This window comes from Flavihumibacter sp. ZG627 (assembly GCF_000814325.1).
GTDB lineage: Bacteria > Bacteroidota > Bacteroidia > Chitinophagales > Chitinophagaceae > Flavihumibacter.
Genome location: NZ_JPHF01000001.1, coordinates 323,484 through 341,767, shown reverse-complemented (window position 1 = coordinate 341,767; position 18,284 = coordinate 323,484). Strand labels below are relative to the sequence as shown.

Here is an 18,284-nt window from a genome sequence, read left to right as displayed (position 1 = left end):
TATTGTTACTAAAAAACTTTTATCGTAATGACTCCTTGATTCTATTAACTCCAAACACTTTATGCCAAAAGGGCCTCAATGAATTTTTTAGATATTCTACTATTTGATGGGGTGCTTTATAAAACATATTAACCATGCTACCAGAAATTCCAGCATGGATCCCTTTAATAAACCATAGTCTGAGTTTGAAAACCTCGGAGCGGTATTTATAGAATTGGGTATTGATTCCATCAAAATGTACAATCAGTGGTGTGGAAATCAGTAAATCAGTTACATATGGCACAGGAGGTTGCAGATTATTCCATAGCCGTGCCTTGCCACTTAATACATTAGATCTAACATTTTCAAAAAACATTAGATCGCCCTTACTAAATGCATCATTTTCCAGTGGAATAATATTTTCCCTGGCCATACCAATTCCAATCAAAGGTTCTTCATTAAATGTTTTTCTCAACCTTATCAAACCAAGTTGATCATAAGAATTGGCGTACTCGCGCGCATGATTAATAATACGTGAAGCAAGTTCAAAATCATCATAATAATATAATGATCCGGTAATGATTGGAAAGTAAGAAATTCCCACATTCTCTAATAATCTAGGAATACTTCTGCAATAGCCTATTCCTTCTCCGGTTATGTGTTGTTTGCCAAAAGCAGCAAATCCTTTACCCTTCAGCTTATTGAAAAGGTTGGTCAAATCACCATAAATTATACAATCCGCATCCAGGAAAAGAACTTCCCCATCTTTCAAATGGTTGATAAGTTCAAATTTTGAAAGAAACCCATTTGAATTGTGCTTAGAAATATCAATAACCTGGATCCTTGACTCTATTTTTTTATCAACGAGATGTGGGTTGTCTGTTAATATGACAAAATTTATGTCCTTATTCTTATTCCAATAAATAAAACTAATAGCAAGATTTTCAGCGATTTTAATATAATACGCATTGCCTGTGGCAATTGTAACTACATATTTCATTTATTTTTTCCTTTTCAAAGCGGTGGCAACCATTCCATCAAACTGTATCCATAAAACTCTTCTCAACCTTGTTAAAAATAACCACGCCAAAAACTAATAAGATAACAGCCACTAATGAAGAGTAGCCAAGATGCATCCAGCTAAAAGAGCCAGATCCTGTGAATCCATATCTAAATGTTTCAATTAAGGATGTAAATGGATTTACCACGAGAAACCATCTCATTTTTTCAGATGCCATAGATAATGGATATACCACCGGTGTTGCAAACATGAGTAGTTGTACGCCAAATGCCAATAAGAATCGGAGATCGCGATATTTAGTGGTTAATGAAGAAAAGATAATCCCAAATCCCAACCCCAGCAATGCCATTATCAACACAAGGTATGGCAATAAGAAAATTGCAAATGTTACCTGAACCTGGCCATTTACAAAATAATATAACCAGACCATCAGAAACAGCGAGAACTGAATTCCAAATCTCACGAAATTGGAGATTACTATCGATAATGGAATAATAAGCCTGGGAAAGTATACTTTACCAAATATGCTCGCATTAGCGATAAAGGTATCGGATGTTTTGAGCAAACATTCTGAGATATAAGACCAACAAGTAACACCAGCTAAGTAAAAAAGAATAGGAGGAACACCATCTGTACTAAGGTTAGCTATCCTGCCGAAGATCAGGAAATACATCAGTGTGGTCAGAAGGGGTTGTATAAAGAACCAAATGGGTCCAAGTATAGTTTGCTTGTAGAATGCAACAAAATCCCTTTTAACCAATAAAAACAACAGGTCGCGGTATTTCCATAATTCTTTGAGGTCAATATCTAATAAACTAGTATGAGGTTTAATTACTGTGGACCAATGAATATCTTTTGTTTCCATGCTTTCGCTGCTATTATTTTTTTCTACCCAGGGAGAATAATTTGAAGAACCTATTTGGCATACTACCCGCTTTTTCATGAAAATAATCATTCATATTATTGCGAGTACCATATCCGTAGCCATATCCATAGCCATAATAACTACCGTAACCAGATTTGATGGTAACATCGTTAATAACAACACTAACCAACGGAAGTTTTTTCTCCTTATAAATGGCATCTATCATTTCAACCTGCTTCTTCAATGTATAATTATGCCTGACTATGTAAATAGAAGCATTGGCATGAACGCCTAAAGACATTGCATCACTAACCAGGCCCACAGGTGCTGAGTCGATTACTATTGCATCAAATTTCTTCCTCAATTCAACAAATAGTTCTTCTACTCGTTCATCAAGGAGCATTTCAGCGGGGTTGGGAGGAACAGGACCACAAGGAACAACATATAAACCCTCAACATCGGGAACGGGATGAAGAATATCCTCCAATCGCATATCAGATACTATATAATTGGAAATGCCCCTTCTTTCCAACATGCCTAATCCCTTAAGTATTTTTGGCTTACGGATATCCATTTCCAATATGACCGTTTTCTTACCACTAAGTGCAAGCACTGCACCTAAATTAGTGCTGATGAATGATTTACCCTCTCCGCTGAATGAAGAGGTAACCAGGATCACAGGCTTCTCATTTTTGGGAAGTATATACTGAAGATTTGATCGTATAATCCTGAATTGTTCAGCTATATAACTCCGGTTATTATCCTTTACAATAAGAGATTGTACATCATCTTCCACATGACCAACCTCCCCTAAAATCGGAATATCTGTTACCTTAGTTATATCAGCCCTTCCAGATACTTTGTCATTCAGTAATTCAATAAGGAATACAATAGCCGCAGGAATTCCCAAGCCTAGCAAAATCGCAAGGAGGTAAATAGATTTTTTGTTGGGTGATACAATGCCATTGGTGGAAGCAGGTTCCAAAATCTTAATATCTGAAATTGTAGAAGCAGATGAAATAGCTGTTTCCAGTTTCTTTTGAAGGAGAAAGGAATAGAGTTCCTGTAAAATCGCCTGACGTCTGGTAACCTCCAGTAATTGTTTTTCCTTGCTTGGCAATGATCTGAAACTTTGATCAGCTTTCTCGCTTACTGAAGCCAATGAATTATAACTAAGTCCAATTGCATTCCTTACATTCTCCAGGTTCTGAGTAATATCCTGCCTTATTTTCTCAATACCGGTTTCCAGACTAACAACCAGGGGGTTTTGCGTTGTGGTTGATTTTAATGCAACCTCACGCTGCAATTGTAATTCATTAAAATTGTTAATTTGTTGAATCAGTGATGGCTCTTCTATACCCAAATTTGATGGAACAAGCTTATGTGTATTGATTGGATCGGTAATATAATTTTTCAAATAGCTAATGATTTTCATTTTAACCTGGAGTTCATTCATCCGGGATTGTGAATCATTGTATTCGCTATATGCCTTTTCTGATTGTAATTCTGCGTTGACTATCCTGTTATCTTCTCTGAATTTTTGAAGATTACGTTCAACCCCTCCTAATTCCCTTTGCAGGGTATCTAACTGGTCATCAATAAATTCCAGAGTATTAAAAGCAATCTGCTTTTTATCTTCAAAACTCGATTGCTGGTACTCTTTCATGTATTGGTTAACAATATCCAATCCATTTTTAATGTTCTCTGTATTATAATTTACATTCAAAACACTGGTGCCTTCAAGAATGCCCAGATTAATAGCATAAGTAAATCCCCATGCTACATCATTTTCATTATACCATGAGAGTAGAAATTGTTTTCCTATTTCAGTAGTAGGTATGGAAGAAAAAGGAAGTAATCGAAACACCATATCGCCCGTTTTAACCTGCTGGCCAAAACTATACTCATCCGTTTTTTCTCCAATTGTAAATTTGTTATCAGATACGATCGTTATCAAATAGCTCTTAGATTTTGCAGAATCTCCTGCAGTTTCAATTAACCATTGAAAAGGAAGATCTGTGGAATGACTCTGGGATGTTCTGATGTTTCCTTTAATTGCATATTGTTTTTGCAACTCAAGTTTCCTGACCACCCGCATTGCCATGGTACTTGACTTTATGACCTGGATCTCATTATTGAGATTGTTACTGTTATCTGGTAATTCCAGGATATTAGCAAACTTATCTCCTGATTGCCCATAGGGATTCCTTTCATTCACCAATAATTTACCTGAGACACTATAAATCGGGGTAGTATAACGCAGTTTTACCCAGGCAAGTGTAAGGGCTAAACCTAGCGATAATATTACCCAGGGGAGGTAATATAAATAACGAAGTAATAGCTCCTTTGGGGTTAAGGTAAAATTCTTCTTACCGTGGCTTGAGTCGTCAATCATTTATCAATTATTATCGGAACAGGGTTACTAATATGGCAATAGTGGATACCAAAGTTGCAAAGGTTGTGACCAATGTTAATTTCCGCATGTTTTCCTGGTCAGTTGCAGTTTGCTTTTTTGTATTCGACTCAACCATCACAATATCATTCTGTTGTAGGAAATAATATGGCGACTGAAAGATGTTCGTATTTCTCAGATCAAGCCTCCCAAATTCCCGGACACCATTTGATTCCCTGATCACCAGTACATTCTCTTTCCGTCCATACATGGTTACATCCCCTGCCAAACCAATGACTTCAAGAATGCTAATCTTTTCCGTTGGCATGATGATAACGCCTGGTTTTTGTACTTCACCTATTACAGTGATTCTTGGATTCAAAAATCTGACATCGGTAAATGGATTCATCAGGTAAGGTTTCAGCTTATCTGATATATGAATAGCGAGTTCGTTGCGAGTCATACCTGCAGCCTGAATTGCACCAATTGTTTGAATCCTGATCATCCCTTGTTGATCGACCTGGTACCCCCCGGCATTTGCGCCTGCGGTTGAAGTACCTGTGGTTACCCTTGCCGTTTGCTGATTAAAAATTAAGGTTGCTTCAGGATTATCACTATACACTGTAATAGATAATTGGTCTCCCTTTTGAATAACAGCTTCAGGAAACTTTACTTGTTTATTAGGCAGGGTATCGAGCGTTCCATTGTTCAGGTACAACATATCCTTTTTTGCCTGCTTTGATGCCCTGCATGAAAACAATGATACCAGCATTACTATCGCTATGAAACGGAAAGTAATTTTATGAAGAATATTAATCATGTAAAGATTCATTTTTTGGTAATATTTCCACCTGGTCTTTATTGACCGTAGCCACCAGATAGAATCCCAGACTTTTTATTTCCAATATTATACTTTTATTCCTGTCCTCTACAACCCTGCCTTTCTGATGCATTAAAAGGCCCGATTTTATCCTGATCAGATCACCTGGTTCAAAGCTATCGCGTGTTTCAACCTTGATATCACTGTATTCGTTCAGGAACATTTTCAAATTAATAATATCTGAATCCGGAATTCTGGCTGGCTTTCCCAGCCAATAAACAAAATTCACAATACCATCCACAAACCTCACTTTCGGGAGATCGGCTTCTAATACTCTTACAAACACATAGCTTTTAAATAAGGGCTCCTCCACTGTTTTAAAACGATCACTCCATTTCTTCTTGACTTTGTTAAGCGGACAATAGGACTCGAACCCTTTATGGCGCATTAACTCAAAAACTTTCTTTTCCCATCTGGGTTTAGTATATACAGCGTACCAATGCATATTATCACTCGTCATGCTCTCAATTCATTAATAAAATAAGCATTTTAAATAGCTTCGCCTCCTCAGTCCCAGGCCCTCCTGTCGAGTTATTTGCGGCAACCCTCTGAAACAATCGTGCCGAAATGGTTCTGTTTAATTGATATTCAAGTATTTGAATATTAAACAGATCATATGAAATTATCTTCAATTCTATTACAGCGTGTTATCCAGCCACTATCATATTTTCTGCTGACCCTTTAAAAGCGAAGAAGGCAGGGTAGGGAATTTCCCTCCGATGCCTTCGATTTATATTAATTTTAAACTTATATGAAAAACTAAGACAGTCAATGCCAACACCACAAAAAATCGGATTTAAAGTAACACCAATGCCAAAACATTTGCAGACAAATATAGGGTAATTGACAGTTATGCTCCAGATCACCATACTTAGAGGAATGCTATGTTTCGGTCAGGTTTTTATAAAAAGAACGTGCCAGCTATCAGAAAATGCAAATATCATAAAATAGCCTCTTAGTTGAACATTCATCGAAAAAGACGGGTGAATTAATAGAATGTTCTTATTTAGTATTTTATTTCTAAAGACTAATTTTCGGTTTTTAAGGTCTTCTACAAAACCAATATTTATGATAAAACAGTTGATTATTGCTGTACTCTTTCTGCCTATTCTCACTAATGCACAGATAAATGTGAGAGACTTGGGTGCTCGCGGTAATGGAAGCGCAGATGACAGTTATATTATTCAGAAGGCTATTGATTCTGCAATTAAGTCAGGGAAATCAGTAATTATACCAAAAGGGAGGTACAAAATAGAGAAGCCACTGGTGGTTTCAAATTGGGATGGGAAAGATTACAAAGCTGTTTTTATTAAAATTATTGGCGAGTCAACCATGTGGGATATGGGAGATATGAGTGTAATTCAGGCGAGTTTTAAGGATGCTCCTGCCTTATCTATTCAAAAAGGGAAAGGGTGTATCATTTCAGGTATATTTTTTCAGGGGGCTTACCAGGTACCAAAAATCTCCTTATCTGATCTTTATCGATCCACCCTGGAGGAATATGGAGACCGAACTTGTCGCGACAGCCGTTATTCGCCCTATTGTGCCATTGCCATTGATCCATTTTCATCCACACTACCACCTGATGGAGGCTACCCAAGCCTAAAGAAATTTTACAGAGGTTCTGGATCAAGGGGCGGTTCAACAGGCATAAGGATTGAGGATTGCAGTTTTGATAAATTCACAATCGGTGCAATTACTTCTCCAAATGGTTCTACACAAAATGCAGAGCTGATAACTTTTCAAAACATCCGTATCGGAAGTTGCAAAATTGGAATAGCAGGTTGCCAGGACCAGGAAAAATTAAATCGGGTCATTAATCTCGGTGCATGGGGTACAACACATACCGTATTTGCCTTCAATAAATATGGAGCTGCCAGGCCGGGACATTGGACTATTGATGGGGTAAATATTGCGGGTGAAGTAGTACAGATCGTTTACAGGGTTTCACATGGCTGGTTTCCCCTATTCATGAAGAATATATATGCTGAAAGCGTGTTACGTATTGGGCATTGGCAATCTGCTGTAGGGGATTGCCTTTCGGAGTTTGTCATTGATTTCCGTTATCCTGAAGACATTGGTTTTTTGCCTGATAATCATTTGTCGGGCGGTGGGGTAGCATTGAAAAATGGCTCACTCAGGTATTACGGAAAAAATTATCCAATTATTCTTTTAGGTTCAGAGCGGGATTATTCTGTTCAGGATGTTGAGGTTTCCACAACATTAGGCGTAAAACCTGCCTTCCTTTCTACAAGGGTTCAAAATGCAATAAAAAATAAAGAATCTATTATAATACAAGATGTTACCGTAAATAAACAGGGTAATTCGGTAGAGATTCAGCGACCCCATCCCAAAGCTATTGTTGGTAAAATGGTTGTTTTCCTCAATGCCAGCAACTCAAATTTTGTGGGTACGGGTGTAATTGAATCAATTAGTAAATCGGGTTTCAAAATCAAATGGGCAAGTCCAATTGTAACTGACAAGGCACGTTACAGAATCAGTATAATTGACTAATTTCCCGATACTGTCATCATTTACACCTAACTAACCGATTGTGAACCAACGATTCTACTCCCTTGATGTCTTCCGCGGGGCTACCGTGGCTTTTATGATCTTAGTTAATAATCCTGGTACCTGGAGCGCCATTTTTGGTCCCCTGAAACATGCTCCATGGCATGGATGTACCCCTACGGACCTGGTTTTCCCCTTTTTTCTTTTTGCAGTGGGTAATGCAATAGCGTTTGTTCTGCCCAAACTTGAAAAAATGGGACAGGCCGCGGCGGTTGCCAAAATTGTCAAAAGAGGTGTCCTGATATTCCTGATAGGGCTTTTTCTTAACTGGTTTCCCTTTGTGCGGTGGGAGGAGGGGCAATTAGTGGGTAAATCATTCCACGATCTGAGGATTTTTGGGGTTTTACAACGGATCGCACTTGCTTATACATTCGCCGCCCTGATCATATTCTTCTTCAAAACCAGGGGTGCATTCTATATGGCGGCCCTGCTACTGCTGGGTTACTGGGTTATAACGGCTATGGCGGGGGACCCGGCCGACCCTTATAGCCTCGAAGGGTTTTGGGGCACCCATCTAGACCGCGCTTTGCTTGGTGAAAATCATCTGTATAAAGGAGAGGGAGTAGCTTTTGACCCGGAAGGGCTTGCGAGCACTATTCCGAGTATTGCGCAGGTGATCTTTGGGTTTTTGGTGGGGGATTATATTAGGACGAAGGGATTGGGCTTTGGAGCCAAGGTGTCTGACGGAACGTCAGACACCACGAGGGGGGACACCGGCGGATTGGTTGCAAACCTTTTCGTTGCGGGGGTGGTGCTGTGGCTGGCGGGAATGGCCTGGGGTTTATCATTTCCGATCAATAAGAAAATATGGACAAGCTCTTATACGCTTTATACCTGTGGATTGGCCACTATTGTGTTGGCGACCCTTATTCAGCTTATTGAATACCGGGGTTGGAGAGGTGGATGGAGCAGGTTTTTTGATGTATTCGGTAAAAACCCACTCTTTATATATGTACTGAGTGGACTGATACCAAAATCGCTTGCATTGATCCGCATACCCAATGGTACCAATACAGAAGGGGAACCGAAATTTACCAGTCCGCTGGGCTGGTTTTATGAATATGTCTGCAAGCCCATCAGCGAAAAACCGGAAACCGGTTCACTTATTTACGCGGTAACATTTGTGGTGTTTTTATGGGTAATTGCATGGTGGATGAACAATAAAAAAATATATGTACGGGTGTAGATTCGTAATAATCAGGTTTACCTTAGCGCGCTTTATAAGTCCATAAAGTCACGCATTGAATGTTATTCAATTCTTTACATTTCGCTATATTTTTACCGATCGTTTTTCTTCTCTATTGGGGAGTTACCGGCGAAAGACTTAAAATTCAAAATGCCATACTGTTAATCGCCAGTTTATATTTCTATGGGGCATGGGATTTTAGATTTCTGTTTTTACTCACCTTTTCCATTTTCCTGGACTACTATACCGGTATAAAAATTTACCAATCAAAGGAAATATCAAAGAAAAAATTCTGGTTATGGCTCAGTATTATTATTAACCTCGGATTCCTGGGCTTGTTTAAATATTATAACTTCTTCGTTGAATCACTTTCGGATGCACTTGTACTGGCAGGTATTAAACTCAACACTAGTACTCTAAACGTCATCCTACCGATTGGAATATCATTCTACACATTTCATGGGTTATCTTATATAATAGACATATATAAGGGTAGAATAGAACCAGAGAAAAATTTTATTGATTATTCTCTCTTTGTAAGTTTCTTCCCATTATTAGTGGCTGGACCCATTGAAAGAGCCACACACTTGCTTCCTCAAATAAAAAAAGAACGAGTATTTAACTATCCTCTTGCAGTTGATGGCTTGAAACAAATTTTATGGGGCCTTTTTAAGAAAATTGTAATAGCCGATAACTGCGCGATTTATGCGGATGAAATATTCAACAATTCGGAATCCCTGTCTGGAAGCACGCTATTATTAGGGGCCTTATTTTTCACCATCCAGATTTACGGTGACTTTTCAGGTTATTCCGACATTGCCCTGGGAACCGCACGTCTCTTTGGATTTGACCTGTTACGAAATTTTGCTTTTCCATACTTCTCCCGTGACATTGCAGAGTTTTGGAGACGTTGGCATATCAGCTTATCTACATGGTTTAGGGATTATCTATATATACCCTTAGGAGGAAGCAAGGGCGGAAACTGGATGCGTGTAAGAAATACTTTTATAATATTTATTGTCAGTGGTTTTTGGCATGGGGCCAATTGGACTTTTATTGGTTGGGGATTTTTAAATGCATTGTTCATTATCCCATCAATATTAAAGAAAACAAACAGGACAAATTTGAATATAGTTGCCCAGGGAAAAATCCTCCCATCGCCCCGGGAATTTTTTCAAATGGCAATGACTTTTTCACTTACAGTTTTTGCCTGGATTTTCTTCCGGGCTGAAAACATAAGCCATGCATTTAGTATTATTTCAGAAATTATATCTACATCACTCTTTCAGCTACCTTATTTTCCAGAAATTGGTTCAACAGGTCCGCTATTTATTCTAACTATATTTTTTTTCCTTGTTGAGTGGGTAGGAAGAGAACACCAACATGCACTCCAGGCATTTAAACATCCTGACAGAAAAGTTGCCCGTTGGGCATTTTATTATATCATCTTCTTTATAACAATCTTTTATGCAAGTTCTGCAAGTGAAAAACAGTTCATATATTTTCAATTTTGAGTAATGCGTTTATTTCTGAAATACGTAAGCGTTTTTGTTCTTGGAATAATATTAATTGTAGTTATTCTTCAATGCCTTATTTCTTATCGAATTGAAGGAAAAACGCTTACAGGACACGACAATTTAGACCTTACAAAAAATATAAATGCCGATTTATTATTTCTCGGAAGTTCAAGAACATGGGCTCATTTTGATCCGATTTTTTTTGATTCAACATTTAATCTGAAAAGTGCAAATATTGGTGTAGATGGTCATTCTGAATTATCCATGGCAACCACAAGATTGAATCATTACTTGCAAAACAACCAGCCTCCCAGGTTTATTATATTAAATATCGACCCATTTATTTATAAAGGATCAGTACACAATAACACCAATTTTTTATACAAGGATGTTTTTGCCAGATATGCATTTTTGCCAAAAGAAGAAAACAAACAGATAGTTGACTATTTTCAATTCACCCAGCCTGAGAAATATATACCATTATTGTCCGTCTTCAGATACAATTTATTATGGGATATCCTGAAATTGAAACCAGGATCTACCCCATATGAAAAGTATGGATTTGCATTTCATAATGAGCAATGGGACACATTATACTGGCCTCCGTCCAAAGAAAACATGAAATTCTATTTTAAACCAGCTCACATACCTGCTTTAAAAGCTGAGCTTTCGGGGATAAACCTGTTTTGTAAGTCAAAAGGGATTAAACTATTATGTATTCAAACCCCGGTATATAAAGTAATTTATGATTCTTCCGCTTTCAACCAGACGGGACAGATGTGCAAGGAAAGTGGAATTCCTTTTATCGATACAAACCAGGAATCTATAATTAATAATATTCAATTCTTTTACAACTCAAATCATTTAAACAGAAGAGGCATAGATGAAATGAACAAAATCCTTGCGAATAATCAAATGCTACATAAGTTCTTAGCCCCATAAAGATTAGTCTTCTAGTTCAGTTTCACCTCACTTGTATCGCCCGGCAGCATGGGCAGGCGGTAATTGCCTGTATCTATATTTACTTTTGGAAAAGTCTGCTGCAGCGCAGGCCAATCGGTGGTTTTGATAGTTGTTTTGTAAAGGTAGAGTTCGCGGAGATGTGTCAAAGCCTTTATGGATTGAAGTCCCGCCACCGTAATGGCCGTCGCTGAAAGATTGAGCGAGCGAAGCTGCTTTAGCTGCTGCAACGCGTTAAGGTCCGCATCAGTTATACTACTGCCGCTGAGCGAAAGTTTGCGGAGATTCACCAGTGTGGAGAGGCTTTTAATGGTTTGAGGACTTAGCTTCATATCATCGAGTTTCAGCCAGACCAATTGCGGCTTCAGTTCTTCCAGGGTTTGAAAGATAGAATCATCGGTCCGCTGTGCGGAAAGAAAACTCACCGAGAGGTAATTGCTGTTCTGTGCAAGGGGCAGTACCATTACGCCCGCATCGCGAAGACGTTCTACCGCTGTAGCTGGCGCCGGAGCCACGGGTTCAGATGGCAACAGGTCTGAAACACTGGCTTCGGGGCCACCGGCAGACTTTCCAGATGCTAAAGCTTTTAAAACTGTTTTCATCTTGCCATCCTGCTCCATCTCCCCTACTTTTTTATTGAAGGGAGCACCGCTCCTTACCCACCAATGCAGGAGCGAGATCTCTTCCTGCGTAAGCTGACTTTTTGCCTTGGGAGGCATATGCTTTTTCGCCTCCAGGGGAAGCAGCAATCTTTTTATCATTTCGCCCTCACTGTTTTCTCCGTCTTTCGGGTCGGGCAATATGGGGCCATCTTCTCCTCCTTCGAGGATCCATTCCTCCCCATCGAGGCGGAGCCCGCCTTTCTGTTTTGAATCGCCATGACAACCTACACAGCGGGCTTCGAATATCGGCTGTACCAGTCCGTTATAGACTGCCATCTGCTGTATATTGGGTACTGAATCGAGCACAGGACCGGTCTCAACCGCTCCACCCAACCCCTCTGTGAGATAGCCCTCACCATGGGTCAGTGTTCCGCCAAAATGCCCCGTGATGGTGATCAGCAAAACCAATAAAATAGTCCCCCAGCGGGAGGAGCTGCTTCCTTTTTTATGGAGGCTGAAGAGGATACCAGCCATAACGGTGGTGCCTATCCCAAGCCATTGATGGTAGAGCACGAGGTCCTCATCATAATCTGTTGCACCCGAGAGCAGGAAACCGCTGATACTGGAAAGCAGGGCGCTGATAAAACCGATCAATAACATCAGTGGAACAACAGAACGTAGCTGTGCATAATCCGGACGCATGGCCAGCAGATCAAAGAAACAGGCAAGCAATAAGATCCCGATGGGCAGGTGCACCAGCAGCGGATGAAAACGGCCAATGAATTCCAGCATATTATAGATAGCGTTTACGGATCTCGTTCATCATGTGTACGTTGATGGCCCATTGGTCGGCCACGGGCTGCTGGGTATGGGGCATCACGGGCATATAGGTTGGCGGACCGAATTCGGTGAGGAAGGTAATGTTTTGCCCGGCCTTTTTCCTGCGCTCCACGATCTTGTCCCACCATTTGAAATGTTGTTCCACCACATGCACCCATTCTTTGGCGCGGGGATCATTCACCTGCGGACCTTCGGGATGGCCCACACGTGCATGCACATGCGAACTTTTATCCAGCGCCATGGAGATGGTTTCTTCCTGGTCGCCCAACATGCTTTCATGCACATTACACCAGTGTGAAATATCGAGGGTCAGTTCCATCTGAGGGTGTTTTTCCATATAGGCGCGGGCGATATTGGCGGCGAAAAGAATCCGTCCGCGGTGGGTTTCCTGGTAGATGGGAATACCTGTTTTTGCGGAGCGCTCCAGTGCATAATCGATGAAGCGGCGATTGCTGTTGTAGTTAAAATGATCGCGGCCGGCGTGGCAATTGACATAGAGCGGTTTGATGTCTTTATGTTCGGTTGAGCTTGCTACGCTGTCGGTGAATGTTTTCAGGTGTTCTTCCACGTTAGTCTGCCATCCCCCGCATAAAAATCCGGCTGAGAGGCCATGTTTCTGAACGGCTTCGGCGATCTCCTGCTGCTGCTTTGCCTCGCCCGGCCACCATACTTCGATGCCATCATAGCCTTCTTTTTTTGCGGCGGCGCAGAAGGCGTCCATGGTTCCGGTGAATCCCCAGTTGGTGGCGAGGATGATGAGTTTGGATTTGGCGGCGGCGCGGTTGGGGGTTAGAAAACTGTCTTTAACGGTCCAGACGCCGGCAGTGGCGAGGGTGGTGTTTTTTAGGAAGTTGCGTCGGTTCATATGGTTTCTTATAATTCTTAAATCTTAATTCTTACATCTTACATGGAGGCAAGGTGTCTGACATGTTTTTCGTGGACTTCGTCCACAAAAAACGTGTCAAGACACCACTTGGGAGATCACCTTACCACCCACGTCCGTTAAGCGGAAGGGGCGGCCCTGGAAGGGGTAGGTGAATTCTTCGTGGTTGAAGCCGAGCTGGTGGAGGATGGTGGCCTGGATATCGTAGGCTTCCACTTTTCCGCTGACGGCACTGTAGCCGATCTCGTCGGTTTCGCCGTGGGTATAGCCTTTTTTGATTCCGCCACCGGCCATCCAGATGGTGAATGCCTCAGTGTGGTGATCGCGTCCTTTGAAAGGGTTCTGGGCTCCGTTCCGGTTTTCCATCATGGGGGTGCGACCAAATTCGCCGCCCCAAACCACGAGGGTTTCTTCGAGGAGTCCGCGTTGCTTGAGATCGAGCAGCAGGGCTGTCATGGCCTTGTCAACACTTCGGTATTTGTTGATGATACCGAGGTTGAGGGCATTGCCGGCATTATCGCCATGGGCATCCCAGCCCCAGTCGAACAGTTGCACATATCGAACACCTTTCTCCACCAGTTTCCGTGCCAGCAGGGCATTATTGGCGAAGCAGCTCTTGCCCGGCTGCGTGCCATACATCTCGTGGATATAGTCGGGTTCGTTATTGATATTCATTACTTCCGGGGCGCTGATCTGCATCCTATAAGCCATTTCGTACTGGGATATGCGGCTCAGGATCTCCGGGTCATTGTATTCGTTGTATTCCTGCAGGTTGGCGGCGTTGATAGCATCGATGGATGCTTTCCGGAGGTCGCGGTTCATGCCGGCGGGGTCGTTGATAAAGAGAACGGGATCCCCTTCGCTGCGGCACTGCACGCCCTGGTAAACACTGGGGAGGAAGCCACTGCCCCAAACGCTTTTTCCTGCATCGGGGAAGCTGCCGCCGGAGGTGAGCACTACAAATCCGGGGAGGTTCTGGTTCTCCGTTCCGAGTCCGTAGGTGACCCAGCTACCCATGGAAGGGCGGCCGAGGCGCGGACTGCCGGTATGCATCAGCAACTGCGCGGGGGCATGGTTGAACTGGTCGGTGGTAACGGCTTTGAGGAAGCTGACCTCATCGGCTACGGTGGAAAAATGCGGCAGGTGTTCGCTGATCCATGCCCTGCTTTCGCCATGCTGTGCAAATTTGGCCTGCGGACCCAGCATTTTGGGGACGCCGCGGATGAAAGCGAATTGTTTGCCGGCCAGCAGGCTGGGGGGACAATCCTGTCCATCCATTTTTGCGAGTTCGGGTTTAAAGTCGAACAGCTCCAGTTGCGAGGGAGCCCCGGCCATATGGAGATAGATGACGCTGCGGGCTTTCCCCAGGAATGGAGGGCTCTTCGGCAGCAGCGGGTGTGCCGGGTCGAAGGCTACCTGCGAGAGGGGATTGGTTTTACTTGCGGCGTTTCCGCATCCCCAGGCGCCGAGGAGGGAGCCGATGGCGAGGGATCCCAGTCCCATGGCGCTTTCCTTGAGGAAATGCCGCCGGGTATGGTTTCGCAGTTCGGCTGCTTCGGCCTCTTTGAGGAGGCGCTGGGCGTGGTCGTGTTTATGGGTCATTATTAATTTTTCGTTTTTATGCGTCTGACACACGTCAGACGGGGTTGGTTTCCATCTTCGCTCTTCGGAGCCGTCTGACGCATGTCAGACGCAGGGCGCGGGGCCCTCCCCTTTGGATCAGTTTTTCATAATCACTTCGTCGAGGTTCATCATGGCGCCGGCTACCACCACCAGAGCGGCGGCGCCAGGGTTATTGAACTCGTCGTCGATCCCTACCATTTCGCAGGTGGCCTGCGGGTCGGCGCGGAATGTGCGGAGTGATTTATCATATAGGTCCATCATAAGTTTTGCTTTCTCTGCTGGCAGGGGCTTGAAGGTGAGCCATTGGTAGCCGGTGCCGATCTGTTGCTGGGTCCCGCCGCCGGACTGTTGCATTCGGCGGGCGAAATGGCGGCTCATATCTACATAGGCGCTGTCGTTCAGCGTCACCAGGGCCTGCAGAGGGGTGTTTGTGGGGATGCGCCTTGCATTGCAGACCACCCGCTGTGCTGCGTCGAAGCTTATCAGGCTCGGGTAAGGCGATGTTCTTTTCCAGTAGGTGTAGATGGCGCGACGGTATTGGTCGCCACCGCTGCTTTTCTCCCAGCGGGCACCGTTATATGGACTCAGCCAGATACCGTCGGGCTGCCAGGGCATTACGCCTTTGCCGAACATGGTTGTGTCGATGAGGCCGCTCACGAAGAGGTGCTGGTCGCGGATCTGTTCTGCGCTTAGTCGGGTGCGTGGTCCGCGCGAATAGAATTTATTAAAGGGGTCGCCCTCATCTTTCCCAAAGCGGGATTGCTGGCGGTAGGTGGCGCTCATAACCATTTCTCTGAGCAAGCTTTTGAGGCTCCAGTTGTATTGGTGCATGAGTTTCCAGGAGAGGTGGTCGAGCAGTTCGCGGTGGGTGGGTGCTATACCCTGGGTTCCCATGTCTTCAAGAGTCTCCACGATGCCGCTGCCGAAGAGTTGCTCCCAGAGCCGGTTCACGATGGTTCGAGATACCAAGGGATGGCGTTTGTCGGTCATCCATTTTGCCATGCCGAGGCGGTTGGGTGGCAGGTTTTCGAGTCCTTTGATCTGGAGGGAATTAGGTACTGCGGGTTGAACCTCCTTGCCGGGGGTCATGCGGTTTCCGCGTTCGAAGAGGTTGGTGGTGCGATGCAGGTTAGCGGGGTTCTCGAGCAGTATTGGGGTACCGGGAACATAGGCGGTGAGCAGATCGCGGTAGAGTTTCTTGTTGGACTCATATCCTTCCCTGCCTTTTCCGGGGAATGCCGGGGTGAAGGCAATCCAGTTGAAGACTATGGCGAAGTCGGCTCCGTCGTTGAATGTTTTGGGTAGGCTCGGGTTGTCGTAGGAGACAAAGATATCGTGCACGCTGAGTTTCTTGCCTGCACCGGTTTTCCTTCCATCTCTCCATCCCTCCATCTCTCCTGCCTCCAACGCGACCGCAAACTCAGCAAACTGCCATTTCTCATTAGCCGGCACTTTTTCCCTTACTACAATGGGGCCGTTGGCTGAATCGATCCTAACGGTGAGGACGCCGCCTTTTTTATTGGAGTAAAACTGCCAGGTCATGGTTTCCGCGTCGCTGAGGTCAACGCTTTTGAATTTTGCGATGGCGTTATTGCGTACGAGAAGCGCATAGTTGTTACCGCCAATGACGGCGTTCTTTATACATTCTGCTGTTGTGGAGTTGATGGCGGGTTGGTAGAAGCGGAGCATTCTTTCCACTGCTGCTGCATCAGCGACCTTTTCACCTTCCCTTATCCACGCTAAAATATTCTCCAGCTGCTCCTCCTGTTTGGTCTCCAGTTGCCTTAGCCATGGATATTCTCCCGGCACGTCTTCATCGCGGGTATTATTGAAATAGGCAACAAATTTATAGTACTCATCATGGCGGAAGGGATCGTAGGGATGGCTATGGCATTGCACGCAGCTGAAGGTGGTTCCCATGGTTGCTTCCCAGGTTGTGTTGACGCGATCCATTACTGCGGCGATGCGGAATTCTTCGTTATCGGTTCCGCCTTCATCGTTGGTCATGGAGTTGCGGTGGAAGGCGGTGGCGATATATTGATCTTTTGTGGGTGATGGAAGAAGGTCGCCCGCCATTTGCTCGGTAAGGAATTGGTCGTAAGGCATGTCGTTATTAAAGGCGCGGATCACCCAGTCGCGGTATGGCCATATATCGCGATGGCCGTCGGATTCATAACCTTTTGTGTCGGCGTAACGGGCGAGGTCAAGCCATACGGATGCCCATCTTTCGCCGAAGCGGGGCGATGCGAGAAGGCTGTCAACGAGTGCCTGGTAGGCTTGCTGGCTGCCGTCACTTTGCAGGAATTTTTTGCTGATATGATCTTCGGGATATATGCCGATGAGGTCGAGGCTCACGCGCCGGAGGATGGTTGGTTTATCTGCCGGGGCGGAAGGTTTGAGGTCTTGTTCTTCAAGTTTGGCGCGAATGAATGCGTCGATCTCCAAATCCGCCGCTTCCGGAACAATTTGTTTTTGCACGGGCAGGTAAGCCCAGTGATCGCCCCATTTAGCGCCCTGTTTGATCCAGTTTTTGAGGATGCGGATCTCTTCTTTTGAAAGGGGTTCGTGCTGGTAGGGCATTCTTTCTTCGGGGTCGTCGTGGGTGATGCGACGGATCATCTCGCTGGCGGATGGATCACCCGGAACGATGGCGGGTTTTCCCGATTCTGTTTTCGCGAGTGCGTCTTCGCGGAAGAGAAGGCTGAATCCGGATTTTGCCTGCACGCCGCCGTGACAGGAGATGCATTTCTTATTCAGTATAGGTTTTACATCGGCGCTATAATCAACTTCATTGTTGCTGCCGAAGCTTATGAAGCCGGCACTGGCGATGAGGATGGCGAGCAATGCAAGCAGCATCCACTTTTTATTATTGGCGAGCAGTTTCGTCATATCGTTTGGGCCCGGATTAAAGTTAGGGTATTTGAATTAATGGATAATTCGTGGGTTGCGGAGTTCCGCGGTTCCG

General features: G+C 44.0%; 13 protein-coding genes. 4 read left to right on the top strand and 9 right to left on the bottom strand.

The features are described 5' to 3' along the window. Positions 1 to 19 precede the first annotated feature (19 nt). From HY58_RS01470 to HY58_RS01450, 5 genes are read right to left on the bottom strand one after another with little or no spacing between them, the layout of a single operon-like run. The gene (locus HY58_RS01470) at positions 20 to 979 is read right to left on the bottom strand and encodes a hypothetical protein (RefSeq protein ID WP_039126661.1); all 960 of its coding nucleotides are present in this window, start codon (positions 977 to 979) and stop codon (positions 20 to 22) included. Positions 980 to 1,016: 37 nt separating this feature from the next. After that, positions 1,017 to 1,865 (bottom strand): ABC transporter permease, encoded by an 849-nt coding sequence (locus HY58_RS01465; RefSeq protein ID WP_039127793.1) that lies wholly within the window; start codon positions 1,863 to 1,865, stop codon positions 1,017 to 1,019. Between the two features lie 13 nt (positions 1,866 to 1,878). Then, positions 1,879 to 4,260, bottom strand: a complete 2,382-nt coding sequence (locus HY58_RS01460; protein ID WP_039126658.1) for a polysaccharide biosynthesis tyrosine autokinase — start codon at positions 4,258 to 4,260, stop codon at positions 1,879 to 1,881. A 10-nt stretch (positions 4,261 to 4,270) separates the two neighbouring features. Beyond that, a complete protein-coding gene (locus HY58_RS01455; RefSeq protein WP_052323742.1) occupies positions 4,271 to 5,077 on the bottom strand; it encodes a polysaccharide biosynthesis/export family protein in 807 nt (268 codons plus the stop codon). Continuing rightward, a complete protein-coding gene (locus HY58_RS01450) occupies positions 5,070 to 5,597 on the bottom strand; it encodes a UpxY family transcription antiterminator (RefSeq protein WP_039126655.1) in 528 nt (175 codons plus the stop codon). Before HY58_RS01450 ends, HY58_RS01455 begins: the two co-directional genes overlap by 8 nt. Before the next feature lie 608 nt (positions 5,598 to 6,205). Here HY58_RS01450 and HY58_RS01445 point away from each other — a divergent pair. The 4 genes from HY58_RS01445 to HY58_RS01430 are packed head-to-tail and all read left to right on the top strand — an operon-like array spanning position 6,206 to position 11,353. Further along, on the top strand, positions 6,206 to 7,651 hold the full coding sequence (locus HY58_RS01445; protein ID WP_039126652.1) for a glycosyl hydrolase family 28-related protein: 1,446 nt from the start codon (positions 6,206 to 6,208) through the stop codon (positions 7,649 to 7,651). 40 nt (positions 7,652 to 7,691) lie between these two features. Next, positions 7,692 to 8,894, top strand: a complete 1,203-nt coding sequence (locus tag HY58_RS01440; RefSeq protein ID WP_039126649.1) for an acyltransferase family protein — start codon at positions 7,692 to 7,694, stop codon at positions 8,892 to 8,894. 59 nt (positions 8,895 to 8,953) lie between these two features. Beyond that, positions 8,954 to 10,408 carry an MBOAT family protein gene (locus HY58_RS01435; RefSeq protein ID WP_039126646.1) on the top strand — a complete coding sequence of 485 codons (1,455 nt, stop codon included), beginning with the start codon at positions 8,954 to 8,956 and terminating at the stop codon, positions 10,406 to 10,408. A gap of 3 nt (positions 10,409 to 10,411) precedes the next feature. After that, positions 10,412 to 11,353, top strand: a complete 942-nt coding sequence (locus HY58_RS01430; protein WP_039126643.1) for a hypothetical protein — start codon at positions 10,412 to 10,414, stop codon at positions 11,351 to 11,353. A gap of 11 nt (positions 11,354 to 11,364) precedes the next feature. Here the strand turns inward: HY58_RS01430 and HY58_RS01425 are convergent, their stop codons facing one another. The 4 genes from HY58_RS01425 to HY58_RS01410 all read right to left on the bottom strand — a co-directional run bounded on the left by HY58_RS01425 (position 11,365) and on the right by HY58_RS01410 (position 18,208). After that, a complete protein-coding gene (locus HY58_RS01425) occupies positions 11,365 to 12,765 on the bottom strand; it encodes a c-type cytochrome domain-containing protein (RefSeq protein WP_039126640.1) in 1,401 nt (466 codons plus the stop codon). 1 nt (position 12,766) lies between these two features. After that, complete coding sequence (locus HY58_RS01420; protein WP_039126635.1) at positions 12,767 to 13,678, bottom strand: sugar phosphate isomerase/epimerase; 912 nt, start codon at positions 13,676 to 13,678, stop codon at positions 12,767 to 12,769. Positions 13,679 to 13,774: 96 nt separating this feature from the next. Further along, positions 13,775 to 15,298, bottom strand: a complete 1,524-nt coding sequence (locus tag HY58_RS01415) for a DUF1501 domain-containing protein (RefSeq protein WP_039126632.1) — start codon at positions 15,296 to 15,298, stop codon at positions 13,775 to 13,777. A gap of 117 nt (positions 15,299 to 15,415) precedes the next feature. Continuing rightward, positions 15,416 to 18,208: a DUF1553 domain-containing protein gene (locus HY58_RS01410; protein ID WP_039126629.1), complete on the bottom strand. Its 2,793-nt coding sequence runs from the start codon at positions 18,206 to 18,208 to the stop codon at positions 15,416 to 15,418. Positions 18,209 to 18,284: the final 76 nt, after the last annotated feature.